This window comes from Rhizobium sp. SRDI943 (assembly GCF_057653695.1).
The window spans coordinates 1152851-1168572 of the sequence record NZ_CM172787.1; the positions used below are offsets into that span (position 1 = coordinate 1152851).

Annotated in this window: 19 protein-coding genes; 4 read left to right on the forward strand and 15 right to left on the reverse strand. The window is 61.3% G+C overall.

Translation table 11 applies throughout. The annotated features are described in order from the left end of the window. Positions 1-54: 54 nt before the first annotated feature. From AC245Y_RS05875 to AC245Y_RS05885, 3 genes are all read right to left on the reverse strand, one after another. Entirely contained in the window at positions 55-912 is an 858-nt protein-coding gene (locus AC245Y_RS05875) for an MOSC domain-containing protein (protein ID WP_012756794.1), read from the reverse strand. Positions 913-921: 9 nt separating this feature from the next. Next, on the reverse strand, positions 922-1581 hold the full coding sequence (locus tag AC245Y_RS05880; protein WP_017993492.1) for an HD domain-containing protein: 660 nt from the start codon (positions 1579-1581) through the stop codon (positions 922-924). Between the two features lie 137 nt (positions 1582-1718). Further along, complete coding sequence (locus tag AC245Y_RS05885) at positions 1719-3623, reverse strand: putative bifunctional diguanylate cyclase/phosphodiesterase (protein ID WP_017993493.1); 1905 nt, start codon at positions 3621-3623, stop codon at positions 1719-1721. Positions 3624-4048: 425 nt separating this feature from the next. On the opposite strand from AC245Y_RS05885, the gene AC245Y_RS05890 reads away from it, so the two are divergent. After that, positions 4049-4402, forward strand: a complete 354-nt coding sequence (locus AC245Y_RS05890) for a hypothetical protein (protein ID WP_020486944.1) — start codon at positions 4049-4051, stop codon at positions 4400-4402. A 139-nt stretch (positions 4403-4541) separates the two neighbouring features. Further along, on the forward strand, positions 4542-5057 hold the full coding sequence (locus AC245Y_RS05895; protein ID WP_017993496.1) for a superoxide dismutase family protein: 516 nt from the start codon (positions 4542-4544) through the stop codon (positions 5055-5057). 100 nt (positions 5058-5157) lie between these two features. On the opposite strand, the gene AC245Y_RS05900 is transcribed toward AC245Y_RS05895, so the two are convergent. The 8 genes from AC245Y_RS05900 to AC245Y_RS05935 form a co-directional block, all read right to left on the reverse strand. Next, positions 5158-6042: a mechanosensitive ion channel family protein gene (locus AC245Y_RS05900; RefSeq protein WP_017993497.1), complete on the reverse strand. Its 885-nt coding sequence runs from the start codon at positions 6040-6042 to the stop codon at positions 5158-5160. Positions 6043-6100: 58 nt separating this feature from the next. Continuing rightward, positions 6101-6631 (reverse strand): tyrosine phosphatase family protein, encoded by a 531-nt coding sequence (locus tag AC245Y_RS05905; protein WP_017993498.1) that lies wholly within the window; start codon positions 6629-6631, stop codon positions 6101-6103. Further along, positions 6628-7236 (reverse strand): HD domain-containing protein, encoded by a 609-nt coding sequence (locus AC245Y_RS05910; protein WP_017993499.1) that lies wholly within the window; start codon positions 7234-7236, stop codon positions 6628-6630. Before AC245Y_RS05910 ends, AC245Y_RS05905 begins: the two co-directional genes overlap by 4 nt. Next, entirely contained in the window at positions 7233-8087 is an 855-nt protein-coding gene (ygfZ, locus tag AC245Y_RS05915; protein WP_026157301.1) for a CAF17-like 4Fe-4S cluster assembly/insertion protein YgfZ, read from the reverse strand. The genes AC245Y_RS05910 and ygfZ overlap by 4 nt, the downstream gene beginning before the upstream one ends. 98 nt (positions 8088-8185) lie before the next feature. Next, positions 8186-8938, reverse strand: a complete 753-nt coding sequence (locus AC245Y_RS05920; protein WP_026157302.1) for a hypothetical protein — start codon at positions 8936-8938, stop codon at positions 8186-8188. 18 nt (positions 8939-8956) lie between these two features. Beyond that, complete coding sequence (locus AC245Y_RS05925) at positions 8957-9214, reverse strand: hypothetical protein (RefSeq protein ID WP_003546972.1); 258 nt, start codon at positions 9212-9214, stop codon at positions 8957-8959. Positions 9215-9317: 103 nt separating this feature from the next. Continuing rightward, positions 9318-9761, reverse strand: coding sequence for a TIGR02301 family protein (locus AC245Y_RS05930; protein ID WP_017993502.1), 444 nt, complete (start codon positions 9759-9761; stop codon positions 9318-9320). 34 nt (positions 9762-9795) lie between these two features. Continuing rightward, entirely contained in the window at positions 9796-10212 is a 417-nt protein-coding gene (locus tag AC245Y_RS05935; RefSeq protein ID WP_017993503.1) for an NUDIX hydrolase, read from the reverse strand. A 72-nt stretch (positions 10213-10284) separates the two neighbouring features. Between AC245Y_RS05935 and AC245Y_RS05940 the strand changes: the two genes are divergently transcribed. Both AC245Y_RS05940 and AC245Y_RS05945 read left to right on the forward strand, forming a co-directional pair. Then, positions 10285-10605 carry a YnfA family protein gene (locus AC245Y_RS05940; RefSeq protein WP_017993504.1) on the forward strand — a complete coding sequence of 107 codons (321 nt, stop codon included), beginning with the start codon at positions 10285-10287 and terminating at the stop codon, positions 10603-10605. Between the two features lie 41 nt (positions 10606-10646). After that, entirely contained in the window at positions 10647-11411 is a 765-nt protein-coding gene (locus AC245Y_RS05945) for an SOS response-associated peptidase (protein ID WP_017993505.1), read from the forward strand. Between the two features lie 217 nt (positions 11412-11628). Here AC245Y_RS05945 and AC245Y_RS05950 read toward each other — a convergent pair whose 3' ends face one another. The 4 genes from AC245Y_RS05950 to AC245Y_RS05965 all read right to left on the reverse strand — a co-directional run bounded on the left by AC245Y_RS05950 (position 11629) and on the right by AC245Y_RS05965 (position 15720). Next, positions 11629-11775, reverse strand: coding sequence for a hypothetical protein (locus tag AC245Y_RS05950; protein ID WP_003558132.1), 147 nt, complete (start codon positions 11773-11775; stop codon positions 11629-11631). Positions 11776-12085: 310 nt separating this feature from the next. Further along, on the reverse strand, positions 12086-12931 hold the full coding sequence (gene pssA, locus AC245Y_RS05955; protein WP_012756808.1) for a CDP-diacylglycerol--serine O-phosphatidyltransferase: 846 nt from the start codon (positions 12929-12931) through the stop codon (positions 12086-12088). A gap of 79 nt (positions 12932-13010) precedes the next feature. Further along, positions 13011-13709, reverse strand: a complete 699-nt coding sequence (locus tag AC245Y_RS05960; protein WP_017963685.1) for a phosphatidylserine decarboxylase — start codon at positions 13707-13709, stop codon at positions 13011-13013. 133 nt (positions 13710-13842) lie between these two features. Beyond that, positions 13843-15720, reverse strand: a complete 1878-nt coding sequence (locus AC245Y_RS05965; protein WP_017993508.1) for an ABCB family ABC transporter ATP-binding protein/permease — start codon at positions 15718-15720, stop codon at positions 13843-13845. Positions 15721-15722 lie beyond the last annotated feature (2 nt).

Here is a 15722-nt window from a genome sequence, read left to right on the forward strand (position 1 = left end):
TGTTTTCACGCAATTCCGGACGGAAAACCGCTTCGCACTCTTCCCGGAATTGCTCTATGCTGCGGCGCGGCGCTTAAGCGCCCAGCCTTCCGGCCTCTCTTCAACGATGCGGACGGTGTCACCGATTGTGATCCTGCCGCTGCCGCGCGGCGTGACGTTCCAGCCGAAGAGCGGGCCCGGCACGCGCCGGTCGGCCGACATGCGGATGCGGCCCATGGCCGGCATCGGGTTTGGTCCCTCGCGGGACCCGGTCAACTGGTCCTGAGTCGTCATGATGCAGCGGGAGCAGGGCTTGACGAGATCGAAGCGGATGCCGGCGATCTCGATCGCCGCCCAGCGGTCCTCCGGCCAGGCCTCGTCGGTATCGACGACGATGTTCGGACGAAAGCGTTCCATGCCGACACTGCCTTCGCCATGGGCGGCGAGATCGGCATTTAACGCTTTCAGCGAGCCGGTCGTCGTTACCAGGATCTGATAGCCGTCGGTAAAGGTGACGGGCGTGGCTTCACCGGCCCATTCGGCATTCGCCGTCCGCCGTGCCTGCCCGTCGAAGAAGACGAGGCGCACCTCGCGGCCAAGCCATTCGGAAAGCTGCCGGTTGCTCTCCGGATCGGCGACGGCGGCGCTGACGACAGATTTCCATACAGTCACATCCATGCGGGTTTCAGGCCGAGGCGGCGCTACCGATATGTCCGTTTTCCCCTGCATCAGCAGCCGAAAGGCGCTCGCTTCCGGTCGCACTTCGATGCGCGCGAGGTCGGGCAACTCGCGCTGGGTGATGAAGTGCCCTTGCGCATCGGTGATCATCGCCCGCCGGTCGCCGGGAAGCCCATAGGCGTCGATGTCGGCGGCCGGCAGCGCAATGCCGCGGGCGCTCTTGAGCGGGTAGATGAAGAGGTCGCTGACACGCATGTTGTGCTCCTAGATTTCATCCATGAAGGCCGAGAGGAATTCGCGCAGGCTTTTATCGCGCGCGGCCGCCAGCCTGCGGCCGGTCTCGGTCTGGAATCCTTCCGCCAGTTTGAACAGCTTCGTCTGGAAATGGTCAATGGCATAACGCTTGTCATCGAACGGGCGGTCCGCTGCCGCCGGGTCGAACGGATCGTAGAGCCTGGATCCCAGTCGCCCGGCGATATAGAAGCAGCGTGCGACGCCGACCATGCCGATCGCGTCCAGCCGGTCGGCATCCTGCAGGATCTTCGCCTCCAGCGTCTGCGGCGTCACCCCGGCCGAGAAACTGTGCGCGGTGATTGCGTGGGCCGCGGCATCGATATCCTCGACGCTCCAGCCGAGCTCCGCCAGGATCGCCGATGCCTTCTGCGCCGCCAAAGCCGATGCTTTTGCCCGCAGCGGCGAATTCTTCTCGACGGCGACGCAGTCGTGCAGCAGCACAGAAGCGGCAAGCACCCGCCCGTCGCCGCCTTCTCCCGCATGGATGCGCATGGCATTCCTGAAGACGCGCAGGATATGGGCAAGGTCGTGCGAGCCGTCGTCACCGTCGGCCGCATGCGCAATCAGCGCCGCCGCGAGCGTTTCGTGTGGGGAGAAGGCTTCAGCCGCGAACATAGCGCCACCTGTCATGAGGAAGATCGTTTTCCGCCGATAGGGCATCGGCGCGGAATTGAATGCTGGCGGTAAAAGGATGCGACAACGAAGATCTCAGGAATCGCAGCCGATTTTGTAGCGGCTTGCCGTGCGAGTCGCAATCAAGGGGGATCTCAGTGCTTGATTTCAGGAAGACCCGTCACGCCGCTGTTCTTCGGCGGCAGGGAGAGAATATGGGGCACGTCACGCGCCGGTCGCGGCGGACTGATGTGATAACCCTGGATCTCGTCGCATTCCTCGCATTCGAGCAGCGCCAGCTGCGCGGCCGTCTCGACGCCCTCGACGGTGACGCGCATGCCGAGCGCATCGCCGAGCAGGATGATCGCGTGCATGATCGCATGCGCTTCCTTGTTGTCGACGATGTCGTTGACGAAGGACTTGTCGATCTTGATCTTGTCGAAGGGGAAGCTCGAGAGATAGCTCAATGAGGAATAGCCGGTTCCGAAATCGTCCATCGAGATGCGGATGCCGCGCTCCTTCAGGGCATGCAGGATCGGCAGCACTTCGCTGAGATTTTCCATCAGCACGCTCTCAGTGATTTCGAGTTCAAGCCGCGAAGGCGATAGCGCGGCGGCGGCAAGCGCCTCGCTGACATCTTGCGTCAGGTCGCTGCTGCTGAATTGGATTGCCGAAACGTTGACGGCGATCTTGATGCCCTCCGGCCATTGCGCTGCATCGTTGCAGGCCCGGTGCAAAACCCAACGGCCGATATCAACGACAAGGCCGACCTCTTCGGCAAGCGGAATGAAATCCATCGGCGGAACGCGGCCTCGAGCTGGGTGGTTCCAACGGATCAACGCTTCGAAACCACAGATGCGCCGCTGCACGAGGTCATAAAGCGGCTGGTAGTGCAGCTCGAATTCTTCATTCTCAACGGCTGCTCTGAGGTCCGCCTCCAGCGCGTGGCGCAGCTGGATCTGCGCTTCCATCTCGCTGGCGAAGAAACGTTCGCGTTTGCGCCCGTCCGCCTTGGCATGTGACAGCGCCACGCCGGCATTTTTCAACAGGATATCGGTTTCCTCGCCATCCTCAGGGGCGATTGCGATGCCCATGGAGACGCTGAGTTCCACCTGTTTTTCGCCGTGGAGGAATGGTTTGGAAAGCTCCCGGCGGATCCGCTCGGCAAGCGCCGTCACGTTCCGGGGCTGCTGCTTGCCCGTCTGCAGGATGGCGAATTCGTCCGAGCCGAGGCGCGCCAGGGTGTTTTCCGAACCGGCCGAGGCTCGGATGCGCTCGGCGACCTGCAGCAGGATCTTGTCGCCGGCCGAAACGCCCATCGTGTTGTTGATCGATTTGAACCGGTCGAGATTGAGGTGAACGAGGGCAATCTGCTGATCTGGCCTGCGCTCTGTGAGCGTCGCATCCACCTGCTCGCGGAAATGGATACGGTTCGGAAGGCCGGTCAGCGGGTCGTGGTGGGCGAGATAGGTGATGCGCTCGGCCGCCCTTCGATCCTCGGTAATATCGGCATGAATGGAAATGTTGCTGCCGTCGGAAAGGATAGTCACCATGCTCTGGATGATGCGGCCATCGTCCATCAACCATTCGCGCCGACGGAGACTACTGCTCCTTGCGGTTGCGGAGGAATGTCGCCCGGTCCGCCGGCCGGGCTTGGCGCTGGCGCTCTCCGTGCCGCGCATTTTGGCCGTGAGATCGGCGATTGTCGCGCCGGCAATGACATCTTCGTCCGTCAGGTCGAAGAGCTGACGGAAGCGGGTGTTGGAAAGGGTCAGCCGCTGGTCGGAGTCGAAGACGCTGAGACCGAGCGGCAGGTTGTTGAGGATGATTTCGAAGAGTTTTTTCTGTCCGTCGAACGCTTGGCTGAGGGCTGATATATTGCCTTTCAGCGCATGGTTTTCTCTCAGCAGCGTTTCCGCGCTTCTCTCGATTTCGTCATAGTCGCTCTCATGGACGCGATAGGTCGCGATCACAAGATCCATCAGGCGCTGCGCATCGATCGATCCATCGGCGGTGACGGCCTCGGTGCATTGCCGCCAGAAGAGCGCTTTAGCTTTCATGTGCATGCGTCTCGCGGGACGACAGCGGAGGGAAGCGTCCTCGTTTGATGAACGTGCCTCATTTCGCCGGACATAGAAGACCTTTCTAAAATGAATACAGAGATTGATTTTGATAAGCTGGACGCCTGCTGGTGATGCGTGAGCCCATTTTGTATGGGCCGGATTAATATTCGGTTGCAGTGCAGCAGAGACCTCGCTGCGTTAGGCGTCTGTTTTATATGTGAAAAATACCTGAAATACGGAGAAAAGCGGCCCCCTGATGCTGGCAGAGGCCTGCGCTCGGGCATTCCGTTAACTTTTGTCAATCATCGTTAATGAGAAGTTAACAACTTATTGACGCACTGCGCAAATCAGTTTAACCACCGAGTCAACAGTGATTTTCCAAGTTCGTATTGCGTACAAACACCACCGGCAAAATGCGGTGAATGGAGGTTTGTATGACCAGCACCACATCCGTTTCAGACACGTCATATGCATATCTGGCGACTCTTTCGCGTCTCGATGCTAATGGCGATGGCGTCCTCAGCCGCGGCGAACGTGCCGCCGATGAGAAGCCCGGCATCATCAAAGAGCTCCTCAACGAGGACAAGAACAGCGACACGCAGCCGAAATTTTCCGGCAGCCTGATCGCGCTGATGATGGACACGCGTGACAGTGCCACGGCAAGCAGCATCGCCGTTTCTTATCCATTGCAGCAGACCGCGCCAGCGACAGGCGATCAGCCCGAGGATCTCTACCGCAAGACCTACGGCCAGTTCGATTTCGACGCGGTCGCCTGAACGGCGTCCCGATTCGGATGATCAAGCCGGCCGTTTGGCCGGCTTTTCTCGTTACGTCTTCTTCGGTCGATCTTCCTCGGTCAGGAACACCTTCCGGTTTGACACGTTCAGAAGGACAACCGGACGGAAGGAGATCTCCATGAAAGCCATGCGCATTATCGCCGCCCTAAGCCTGCTTGCGGTTGCATTGCCGGCGGGCGCTCAGGACAAGCAGACGGCGGTCGCCAATTTCGTCGGCAAGGACGGCAAGGAGGACGGCCGCGCGCAACTGACGGCTGCCGCCAACGGCGGCGTCCTGATCGAAGTCGAGATATCGGGACTGCCGGCGAATAAATGGGTGGCGTTTCATGTTCATGAGACCGGCCGCTGCGACGCCGCGACCCATCACGAATCGGCGGGCGGTCACTTCAATCCTGAGAAGGCCGAGCACGGCATTCTTGCCGCCAAGGGGCCGCACGCGGGCGATATGCCCAATCAATATGTCGGGCAGGACGGCATGCTGCGGGCGCAGGTCTTCGACAGCATGGTTACGCTCGACGGCAAGACTGACGGCATTCGCGGCCGCGCATTGATGGTGCACGCCAATTCGGATGATTATCGCAGCCAGCCTTCGGGTGATGCCGGGGAAAGACTTTCTTGCGGCGTCATCAAATAGGCTACGGCGCAATTCTTAGATCGGCATCGATTGGGCAAAATTAGGAATTCAAAGTGCACAGCGCCGCGGGTCTTAAAAAGACTCGCGGCGCTGCAATGTCTCACTGCCGCGTCGGCGTCGGTTTTTCGGCCGTCGCCTTGCCGTTGGACTTCTTTGCCGGCGCGGCATCTGAAGCATCCGGCACGGCGTCAGGATTGTCGTCGAAGGCGAGTTTCACGCGCTTCACCATGTCACGGCTGACCAGCCACCAGTCACCGGTCTTTGCCCAGTAGCGCAGCGCTACGGAGATCGTGCCATCACCGAGGCTGTCGATGAAGACGCTGGGTGCCGGTGACGTCAGCACCCTGGAATCGGCTTTGGCAAGGTTCATCAGCCTCTCCATCGCCAGATCGATGTCATCCTCATAGGCGACGCTGATTTTCAGCTCGTTCCGCCGCGTGGGCTCGCGGGTGAAATTGGTAATGGGCGTGTTCCACAGCGTCGAATTCGGCGCCAACCGGTAGAGCCCGTCGCCGGTTTTGAGCTCGGTTGCAAACAATCCGATTTCGCGCACCGTGCCGGCCACGCTGCTGGTCTCGATATATTCGCCGACGCGGAAAGGCCTGAGGATCAGCAGCATGATGCCGGCGGCGATATTCTGCAGCGTCCCTTGCAGCGCCAGTCCGATCGCCAGGCCCGCTGCGCCGAGGGTTGCGATGATCGAGGCGGTCTGGACGCCGAATTGACCGAGGACGGTGATGAACACCAGGATGAGCAGCGCATAGCGCAGCACATTGGTGAAGAATCGCGCCAGCGTCTCGTCGATGCCATGAACGCGCGACAAGCCTTCATAGGCCCAGCGGCTGGTAAAACCGGCCAGCGCCCAGCCAAGAACGAGCAGGATCACCGCCCCGAGGACAGAGAAGGAATATTGCACCGCAAGCGCGCTTGCCTGGCTGAGTGCCGTTTGCGTGGCGAGGAGGACATCGGCTGCCTGTTGTTCCATGATCTGGCCCTGTCGATTGTACGTGGTCGGGGCCTAGATGGAGCGGCTGGCGGCAGCGTCAACCGCCAACGGTGTCCCGGATCGCAAGCACAAAGGGCGCATTGCCGTCGGCATCCGCACCGCGTCCGATTGCCCGCACCGCCGCGACCAGCCGGCCGCTGCGGCCGAGCAGCGCGTCACCGATCTCGATCAGCCGGGCGTTCGGCGTCGCGAAAGGTGAGGCAGTCCGGAGCCGGCGGGCAAGCGTTTCATCGCTCTGATCGGGTGCCAGCGACAGTGCGGCGATGAGGGCTGCGGCCGGTGATCGCGACACACCCATCCAGCAATGGATGAGCAGAGGCGTCTCCTGCCGCCACGATGCGGCAAAGTCGATAATCCCGCGGACATGCGTCTCGTCCGGCGCCACGAGATCGCCGGTGCCCTTGAAGACGATATCGTTCATACCAAGTGTCAGATGACGCTCGGCCGCAATCACGCCGGGCCGGTGAAAGGCCTGCTCCTTGGCGATCAGGCTGATCATGTCGCGCGCCTTGTGGCGCACGGCCATTTCTGCAATGCGCGACAGCGGCGAGACGACGATGAAGCTCACGATACCATCCCCCGCTCGGCCTCGATCGCCGCGAAGCGCTCGCAGAACAGCCGCTGCGCTTCGATCGCCGGCAGGGGTTCGATCATCAGCATGTCCTTGCTGATGCCGCGCGGCTGGCCGAAGAATTTCTGTGCCTCGGCGGGTGTGAAACCGGCAAGCACGGTCGCTTCGAAATAAGCGGCGATCGTGTCGGCCTTCTTGATTCGGTCCTTGAGGTCGCGCGAGGGATGCGGCGGCAGACCGAAGCGCAGGTGCACGGCGGCTTCCAGCCGCTTTTCCACCGTCTTGTAACCCCCGCCGACCACCGATTTGAACGGCGAGATCATGTCGCCGATCACATATTCGGGTGCGTCGTGCAGCAGCGCCATCAGGCATTCCTGCGGCCGCGCATCGTTGAAGCGACGGAAGATATCCTCGACGACGAGACTGTGCTGGGCCACCGAAAAAGCATGATCGCCGGAGGTCTGGCCGTTCCATCGGGCAACCCGCGCAAGCCCATGGGCGATGTCGATAAGTTCGACATCGAGCGGCGAGGGGTCGAGCAGGTCGAGCCTGCGCCCGGACAGCATGCGTTGCCAGGCACGCGGAGCTTTCGTCGTTGTCACGCGCTGGCCTCGTCGCCGCTTGTGGGAAAGACAAGGCCGGACCATGCTGGCAGGACGAGGGAAACGGGCGTTTCACCGGCGAGCAGCGGCGTGCCTGCCGCCATCGCGGCGCCGGCGCGGTCGATGCGCACGATCGCAAGGCCGTTGCCGCCTTCGACAGAGCCGAGCGTTCCCACAGGCTTGCCGCTAGCGGTGATCTCAGTCCCGGTCTCCGGCAGGGCTGTCGCGGCGGACACCGTCACGACGCGCCGGCGCGCGGTGCCGCGGTGCTGCATGCGCGAGACGACCTCCTGGCCGACATAGCAGCCTTTCCTGAAGGAGAGGCCGCCGTTGAAATCCATCAGCACGTCATGCGGGAAGGCGTCCTGCAGGGCGAAGTCCGATCCTGATGTGACGATGCCGTGGCTGATGCGCAGCGCGTCGTAGAGCGCTTCTTTGCCATCGCCGTGTCTTCCTGCCCGACGGGTCAGCGTGACGCCCGCCTTGGCGAAGCGGCTGTCTCGGACGCCTTGGCTGTCCCGGACGCCCTCGGCATCCTCGCCCCAGGAAACGGTGACGCCGTCTTCGGTGCCTGGCGCAAGTGTGACGGCGGCGCGCAGCTTGTACATTGTCAGCCGCTTCAGCAGGCCGTCGCGCTGGCCGGCCTCGGTTTCGATCATGTAGCCGTCGCCGTCCTGCCAGATCATGAAGTCGAACAGGATCTTGCCCTGCGGCGTCAAGAGTGCCCCGGGCCGCGCCTCGTCGGCGCCGAGTGAGGTGATATCGGTAGTGATCAGGTTCTGCAGGAAGGATTGGGCTTCCGCGCCGCTGACAAGGAGCAATGAGCGGTCATTCAGGAATACGGCTGGCATGGCGGAACCTGTCGCGTTGGTCATCGCTCAGAGGTATGTCTTCATGAGGTGGATCGCAAGCGCCATGCGAAACGTGAAAAGCGCAGGCGAGACGGGCATCAATCGCCCGCTGTGAAGAATTTCCATTTGCCCTGAGGCGTAATGCCGAGGCGGTAGAAATTATATCCACCGAACTCCTGCATGTCGGAGAGATCGCCGGCCGTGACGATGCGCAGCAGCTCGACGCGCTCCGGCGGCGTCAGCGACTTCAGGTCCTTCTCGGCAAAATAGGGCCAGACATACATGTCGTCTGCTGTGCCCTGGCCGACATGCACGAAGCCGGTCGAGACGATATCGAGCATAATGGCAAGGATCTCGTCGCCATCAGGATCGCCCGACAGATCCTTCAGCGTGCCGATCGGATCGTCGGTCGGTTCGCCCACAGTCACCTGTGTCTGGTCGGCGCCGGCGCCCATCAGTGGCCGCAGCCGTTCGAGATCGCCGGAGGCGGCCGCTTCGACGATCTGCTCGCGCATCTTGCGAACCGGCTCTGGAACCTTGCTGATGTCGTAGATCACCTCGACGGGCTTGGAATTATCCTGGGCGCCGGGCGTCTTGTCGACACCCTGATTGTTCTGGCTGTTGACCAGCGGATCGGCCATGGGAACGCCGGGAGTGGTCTGCGGCTGGCTCTGTCCCTGAGCGCTTCCCTGTGCGGGCGGCGTCTCGTTGGCCGCCTGGCCGGGGATGTTGTGCAGTTCGGAAAGCGCGTAGGCTGCCGGCGCAAGGAAAACATTGCCGGCCGCGAGGCTGAACGCAAGCAGCACCGGCGCGAGCGAAATTCGCGAAACTTTCTCTTTACCGGTGTGCATCAAACTCTCTGATAATAATTATTGCAGGGTGCGGTTCGCTGAGAATTCGCCGGCAAGCATGCGCTCACGCAGCGAATCCAGCAGGGCTTCGGCGCTCTTTTCCCCATGCAATCTGATCGTCTCGCGCAGCGCATGTGCAATGGCGGCATCAGCGATGATTTCAGGCTCAATCCCGTCGGCCATGCCGTCGGCCCAAGCCTCGTTCTGGTACTCCAGAGCTGCCTGCATCTTTTCGTGGACGATCATGTCGTCGATGTCGTTGAGGCTTGCTTCCATTGTCTTTTCCTCAGAACTTCTCATGTCTTACTGCACCGTTAACAACACTAACAGCCTTTTCCCAAAACGACACGTCCGCATGCGAAAACAGGTTAATTAAACGTCAATTTCCAAAGCGCGAGGTAATTTCTGTGGCAAGTGTTGCACCTTCGTTACGGTAGCGCTCTTCTGCCACGATGGCCGCCGGGGTGCAATCCGTATAGACCGAGGCGAAGGCGCGATAGCCGCGATTGAAGGCCGCTGTGAGCTTTTCCTTGCGCAACTGCTCGTTGCCAGTCTCCGAATCGAGCAGCTGCTGCATGCTGTTTCGCCACTCGTCGCCGCCAGGCGCCTTGCAGAGCGTTCTGAGATAATGCACGGAACCCAGCACCTCGGCGAACCGCGCCAGCTTGTCGTCATAGGGCACGTTCACGATCGGCGGCGCAATCTGCTCCTCCTGTGGAGCCGGCGTATTCTTGCCCTGCGCCATCGTGGGGCCGGCGAGCACGAGCAGGGACAGAAAAACGCGTCGAACGGGAATCATGCTCGTAGTTGATACGCTCAGCATGACGGCAACAAGGCTTACTTGAAAGTTTCCACGTCTATTCGCCGCCCGCCAGCCGCTCAGCGCATTCAAGTACGCTCTGCGGCACGGGCAGCCGCCGGATTTCCTCCACCGTGTACCAACCGAGGGCGGCCGCATCGTCGGCGGCTTCCGCCACCGCGTCCCGATCCGCATCGACGCGGAAGACCGACAGCAGGAAATGGCTGTTGACGCTGCCGTCGGCCGCATGCGTCTTCAGGTCGTAGGTCGAAAACAGCCGCGGATTCCGTGCCGAAATGCCGGTCTCTTCATGGAATTCACGCAATGCCGTTTGCTCCGGCGTTTCTCCAGGCTCGGCGCGCCCGCCGGGAAAGGCGTACATGTCGGCGGAAGGCGGGTTGCGGCGCAACACCAGAAGGAATCGTCCGTCGCGTTCGAGAATGGCGGAGGAGGCGGCTTTGGCGGTGGAGATCATCGGAGGCTGCTCTTGCTGTGATGGCCCATCTTATCGGAGGAATAGTGCGACGGGGATTCGAAAGGTGCTTCCGTGACCTACATCATTTTTGCGTTTGCTGCCCTCTTCGAGATCGCCGGCTGCTTTGCCTTCTGGGCATGGCTGAAGCTCGAAAAGCCCGTCTGGTGGCTGGCGCCGGGCATGGTCTCCCTGGCGCTTTTCGCCTGGCTTCTGACGCTGGTGCCGAGCGAGGTCGCCGGCCGTACCTTCGCAGCCTATGGCGGCATTTATATCCTCGCTTCGCTGCTCTGGCTGTGGCTGGTCGAAGCCCGCGTGCCTGATCGTTACGATATCGGCGGTGCGCTGATCTGCCTTGCTGGCGCCAGCCTCATCCTCTTCGCGCCGAGAGGCTGAGGCGTCTTGACCGGGCGCAAATGGGGTGCAAAGACAGGCCGATGTGTGGACGTTTCGCCCTGACAAGCTCCAGCGCCGACCTGAGCGACTTTTTCTCCGGTCTCGATCTCGACGATTTTCCGGCGCGCTACAACATCGCGCCGACGCAACCGATCCTCGTTGTCATATCAGGCGAGGGCAGGGAGCAGGGCAGCAACTTGGCTGACCGGCGTGCCGTGCTCGTGCGCTGGGGCCTCACGCCGGGTTGGGTCAAGGACCCGAAGGATTTCCCGCTGCTGATCAACGCACGCTCCGAAACCGCGATCGGCAAAGCCTCTTTCCGCGCAGCCATGCGTCATCGCCGCGTGCTCATTCCGGCCTCCGGTTTTTATGAATGGCATCGCCCGTCCAAGGAAAGCGGCGAGAAGCCGCAGCCCTACTGGATCAGGCCGCGCCAGGGTGGGGTCATCGCCTTTGCCGGGCTGATGGAGACATGGTCCTCGGCCGACGGCTCCGAGGTCGATACCGGCGCGATCCTGACGACATCAGCCAATTCAGCCATATCAGCGATCCACGATCGCATGCCCGTCGTCATCAGACCTGAGGATTTCACGCGCTGGCTGGATTGCAAGACTCAGGAGCCGCGCGAAGTGGTCGACTTGATGCAGCCGGTTCAGGATGATTTCTTCGAGGCCGTACCGGTCTCCGACAGAGTCAACAAGGTTGCCAACATGGGCCCCGACCTGCAGGCGCCGGTCGTCGTCGAAAAGCCGCTGAAGGCGCCCGACAAGCAAAAGCCTGACGGCGGCCAACTCAGCTTCTTCTGAACCGCCATCCCTGCAGGCCGTCGGCGACCTATCGGCGCCGACGTCTCACATAAGCGACGGCGATGCATCGCTTCCTCCATCAGGTTTTTCGCGTTGTGCTTGGTCGCCACAGCGTTGTCGGGAGATTTCCGACGATCGCCTCGTCATTCGCTTCGTCAGCGGTGCCTAACGCATGTAACCCGAAAGCACGCGTGATTCCAATTTGAAGCCTTCCGCTTCAAGCGGATTTTTTGACGCTGGTCGGCTTATGCTTCGCCATCAGCGATGCTGCGGCAACAGCCTTCAGGCCGACGGGGCGATAATTGGCGGCGAGGTCTGGCTTGGCCGCCTGCTGTTCGCCGGTACTGCTCTTCTTCGAAGTCACGATACTCTCCTTGCGTGGTTCTTCCCTGGGTATTTTATAGTTTGATGTTTCGTCACGAATAGCGACAAAACGGGGGCGTCGCTTATCAGGATTTGTAAACGCGCACCATAATTCGCGAGGCTTAACTGAAGCCTACGTTGGTTAATACTTACTGAAGAGAGCAGTTCCAATAAAAGTCTGAAAGCGGTTTTCTGGGGAAAAGCGCAGAACAGCTTCATCCGGATAAAACGCATGCTTTTCCCGGGGATACGTCAGAACGAAGGGAGAGAAGCATTTCCGTCATTCCAAGAAATCCGGAAATGCTAGGAGATCAGATGTGCCGGCCGATATCGTCGTCGCCGATGCCCGGCTCCTCGATCGTCAGAGTCCCGTATTTCCGCCGCCATTTACGGGCGCCGAAGGGAAGCGATACGAGGTAGGCGGCCACGGTGAAGACCATCACCTCCCAGGTGTAGCTCATCAGCAGAGCCACATAGAGCACGACACCGAGCATCATCGGCAACACGAGGTCGCGCCGCAAGCGGTTGCCTTCCGATTTGCCCGACCAGACCGGCAGCCGGCTGATCAGCAGGAAGGCGATGAGCACGGTGTAAATCGACGAGATATAGGCGAAGGTGCGATCCGTCGCCAGCCCGAGGAAGCCGAGATAGACCGGCAGCAGCACAAGCATGGCGCCGGCCGGCGCCGGCACGCCGACGAAATATTCCGATTGCCAGCTCGCCTTGTTCTCGCGTTCGGCCATGACATTGAAGCGGGCAAGGCGAAGTCCGGCGGCGATGGCATAGATCAGCGCGGCGATCCAGCCGAGCGAGCGCGCCTGGTCTAGCGCGAAGACATAGACGACGAGGGCGGGTGCGACGCCGAAATTGACGATGTCGGCAAGCGAATCCATCTGCGCGCCGAACTTAGAAGTCGCCTTCATCAGCCGCGCTACGCGCCCGTCGATGCCGTCGAGGAAGGCGGCGAGCAGCACCATGGAGACGGCGAGCTCGTAACGATTCTCGAAAGCCAGCCGGATGCCGGTCAACCCGGCGCAAATCGCCAGAATGGTGATGAGGTTCGGAAAGACGAGCCGGAGCGGGATTTCGCGCAGACGCGGGCCGCGGGCGGAATCATCCGGCCCATTGGGCTCGAAAGGCGGAAAAGGCGTTTCCATATCGCGTTCCAATCGTTCCTAAGGCAATTCCAGCAACAGTGCGTAGCGCTTCTGCACTTCTATGAAAAGCTCACCCGCTCTAACTGCGGCGGCTGATGACAGGACCCTTGGCGGAGGCGAATTCGGCGATGACGGTTTCTCCAGCAACCGCCGTCTGGCCGAGCGAGACGCGCGGCGCAGCACCGGCGGGCAGGAATACGTCGAGCCGCGAGCCGAAACGGATCAGCCCGAAGCGCTCGCCGGCATCCACCGGCTCGTTGGGGTTTGCCCAGCAGAGGATGCGCCGCGCCACGAGGCCGGCGATCTGCACGACGCCGATCTGGCCGTGGCGGGTTTCGATCACCAGCCCGTTGCGCTCATTGTCCTCGCTCGCCTTGTCGAGTTCGGCGTTGACGAAGCTGCCGGAGCGGTAGTTGATGCTGACGATGCGGCCACGCATCGGCGCCCGGTTCACATGGCAATTGAAGACGTTCATGAAGACCGAGATGCGCAGCATCGGCTCGGATCCGAGGTTGAGCTCGGCCGGCGGGGTCACCATCTGGATCGCCGAGACCTTGCCGTCGGCGGGAGAGATCACCAGGTCGTCGTCCTGCGGGGTCACGCGCTCCGGATCGCGGAAGAAATAGGCGCACCAGAGCGTGAAGATCATGCCGATCCAGAAGAGCGGCTTGAAGATCCATCCCAAGACCAGCGATGCGACGAAGAAGGCGGCAACGAAGGGATAACCCTCCTTGTGCACGGGGACGATCGTGTTGCGAACCGTGTTGAACAGGCTCATGGCTGCCGGTCTCCTTGCGTTTTCATTTTTGCTGGTTAGCGAAAAACCGTCTCCGGGGCAATGCTGCGGCATCGGCCCCGGTTCCCACGCCGGGTTTCTGAACAACAAAAGCCGGCCGGCGTCGGTTCCCTTGTCAGCTTGCCGGAGCAAGTCGTGTTATCACGCCGAGGTCGTCGCTTTCGCGCACCTGCTTCAGATGTTCCTCCGCCTGTGTCGCCTCGCGCTGGCGGTTCCACATCGAGGCATAAAGGCCGTTCCTTTCGAGCAGGGCGGCATGTGTTCCGCGCTCGGCGATCTCGCCGCTTTTGAGCACGATGATTTCATCGGCGCTGATGACAGTCGAAAGCCGGTGGGCGATAACAAGCGTCGTGCGGTTCTTCGAAACCAGGTCGAGTGCTTCCTGGATTTCTCGTTCCGTCGTCGTGTCGAGCGCCGACGTCGCCTCGTCGAGGATCAGGATCGGTGGCGCCTTGAGGATGGTGCGGGCGATCGCCACCCGCTGCTTCTCGCCGCCCGAAAGCTTCAGCCCGCGCTCGCCGACCTTGGTTTCGAAACCCTCGGGCAGCGTTTCGATGAAATGTGCGATCTGCGCCACCTCGGCGGCGGCAAAGACCTCGCCGTCGCTGGCTGATGTGCGGCCGTAGCGAATGTTGTAGGCGACCGTGTCGTTGAAGAGCACGGTATCCTGCGGCACCATGCCGATCGCCGTACGCAGGCTCTTCTGCGTCACCGTGCGGATATCCTGGCCGTCGACGGTGATTGCGCCGCTCTGGATATCGTAGAAACGATAGAGCAGGCGCGACAGCGTCGATTTGCCAGCACCCGACGGGCCGACGACGGCGACCGTCTTGCCGGCCGGCACCTCGAAGGAAATGCCCTTCAGGATCGGACGGGCCGCGTCGTAGGCGAAATGCACGTCCTTGAAGGAGATCGCGCCCTGGCCGATCCGAAGTTCGGTCGCATCGGGCGCGTCTTTGACTTCGGTCTGCACCTCAAGCAAATCGAACATCTGCTCGATATCGGTCAGCCCCTGGCGAATTTCCCGGTAGACGAAGCCGATGAAGTTGAGCGGTACGGAAAGCTGCAGCAGCATCGAATTGACGAAAACGAAATCGCCGACCGTCTGCTCGCCGCTCTGCACGGCCAGCGCCGACAGCACCAGCATGATGGTCGTGCCGATGCCGAAGATGACGCCCTGGCCGAAGTTCAGCCAGCCGAGCGAGGTCCAGACATCGGTTGCCGCCTTCTCGTAGCGTTCCATCGATTTGTCGAAGCGCTTGGCCTCCATCTCTTCATTGCCGAAATATTTGACGGTCTCGAAATTGAGGAGGGAGTCGATCGCCTTGGTATTGGCGTCGGTATCGCTGTCGTTCATCGACCGGCGGATGGCGATGCGCCAGTCGGATGCGCGGATCGTGAACCAGATATAGGCCCAGACGGTAAAGGCGGTAACGGCGAGATAGGAGAAGCCGTAGCCCCACCAGAAGATCACTGCCGTCAGCAGGAATTCGATGACGGTCGGGACCGAATTGAGGATCGTGAAGCGCACGATCGTCTCAATGCCCTTGGTGCCGCGCTCGATGATGCGCGAAAGTCCGCCGGTCTTGCGCTCGAGATGGAAGCGCAGCGACAGCTCGTGCATGTGCACGAAGGTCCGGTAGGCGAGCTGGCGCACCGCATGTTGTCCGACGCTGGCAAAAAGCGCGTCGCGCAACTGGTTGAGGCCAAGCTGGATCAGCCGAGTGATGTTATAGGCGATGACAAGCGCGATGGCGCCGGCCAGCAACGGTGGCACCGAGCCGGCAAGATCGATCCTGCCGTTCAGCGCATCGGTCGACCATTTGAAGAAATAGGGAACGAGCAGCAATACGAATTTGGAGATCAGCAGAAAGACCGACGCCCAGACGACGCGCATCTTGAGGTCGGGCCGGCCGGCCGGCCACATATAGGGCCAGAGGTTGAGAAGCGTCTGCGGCAGGTTGGATTCCGAGACTGTCTTGCCGTTTGCCATGA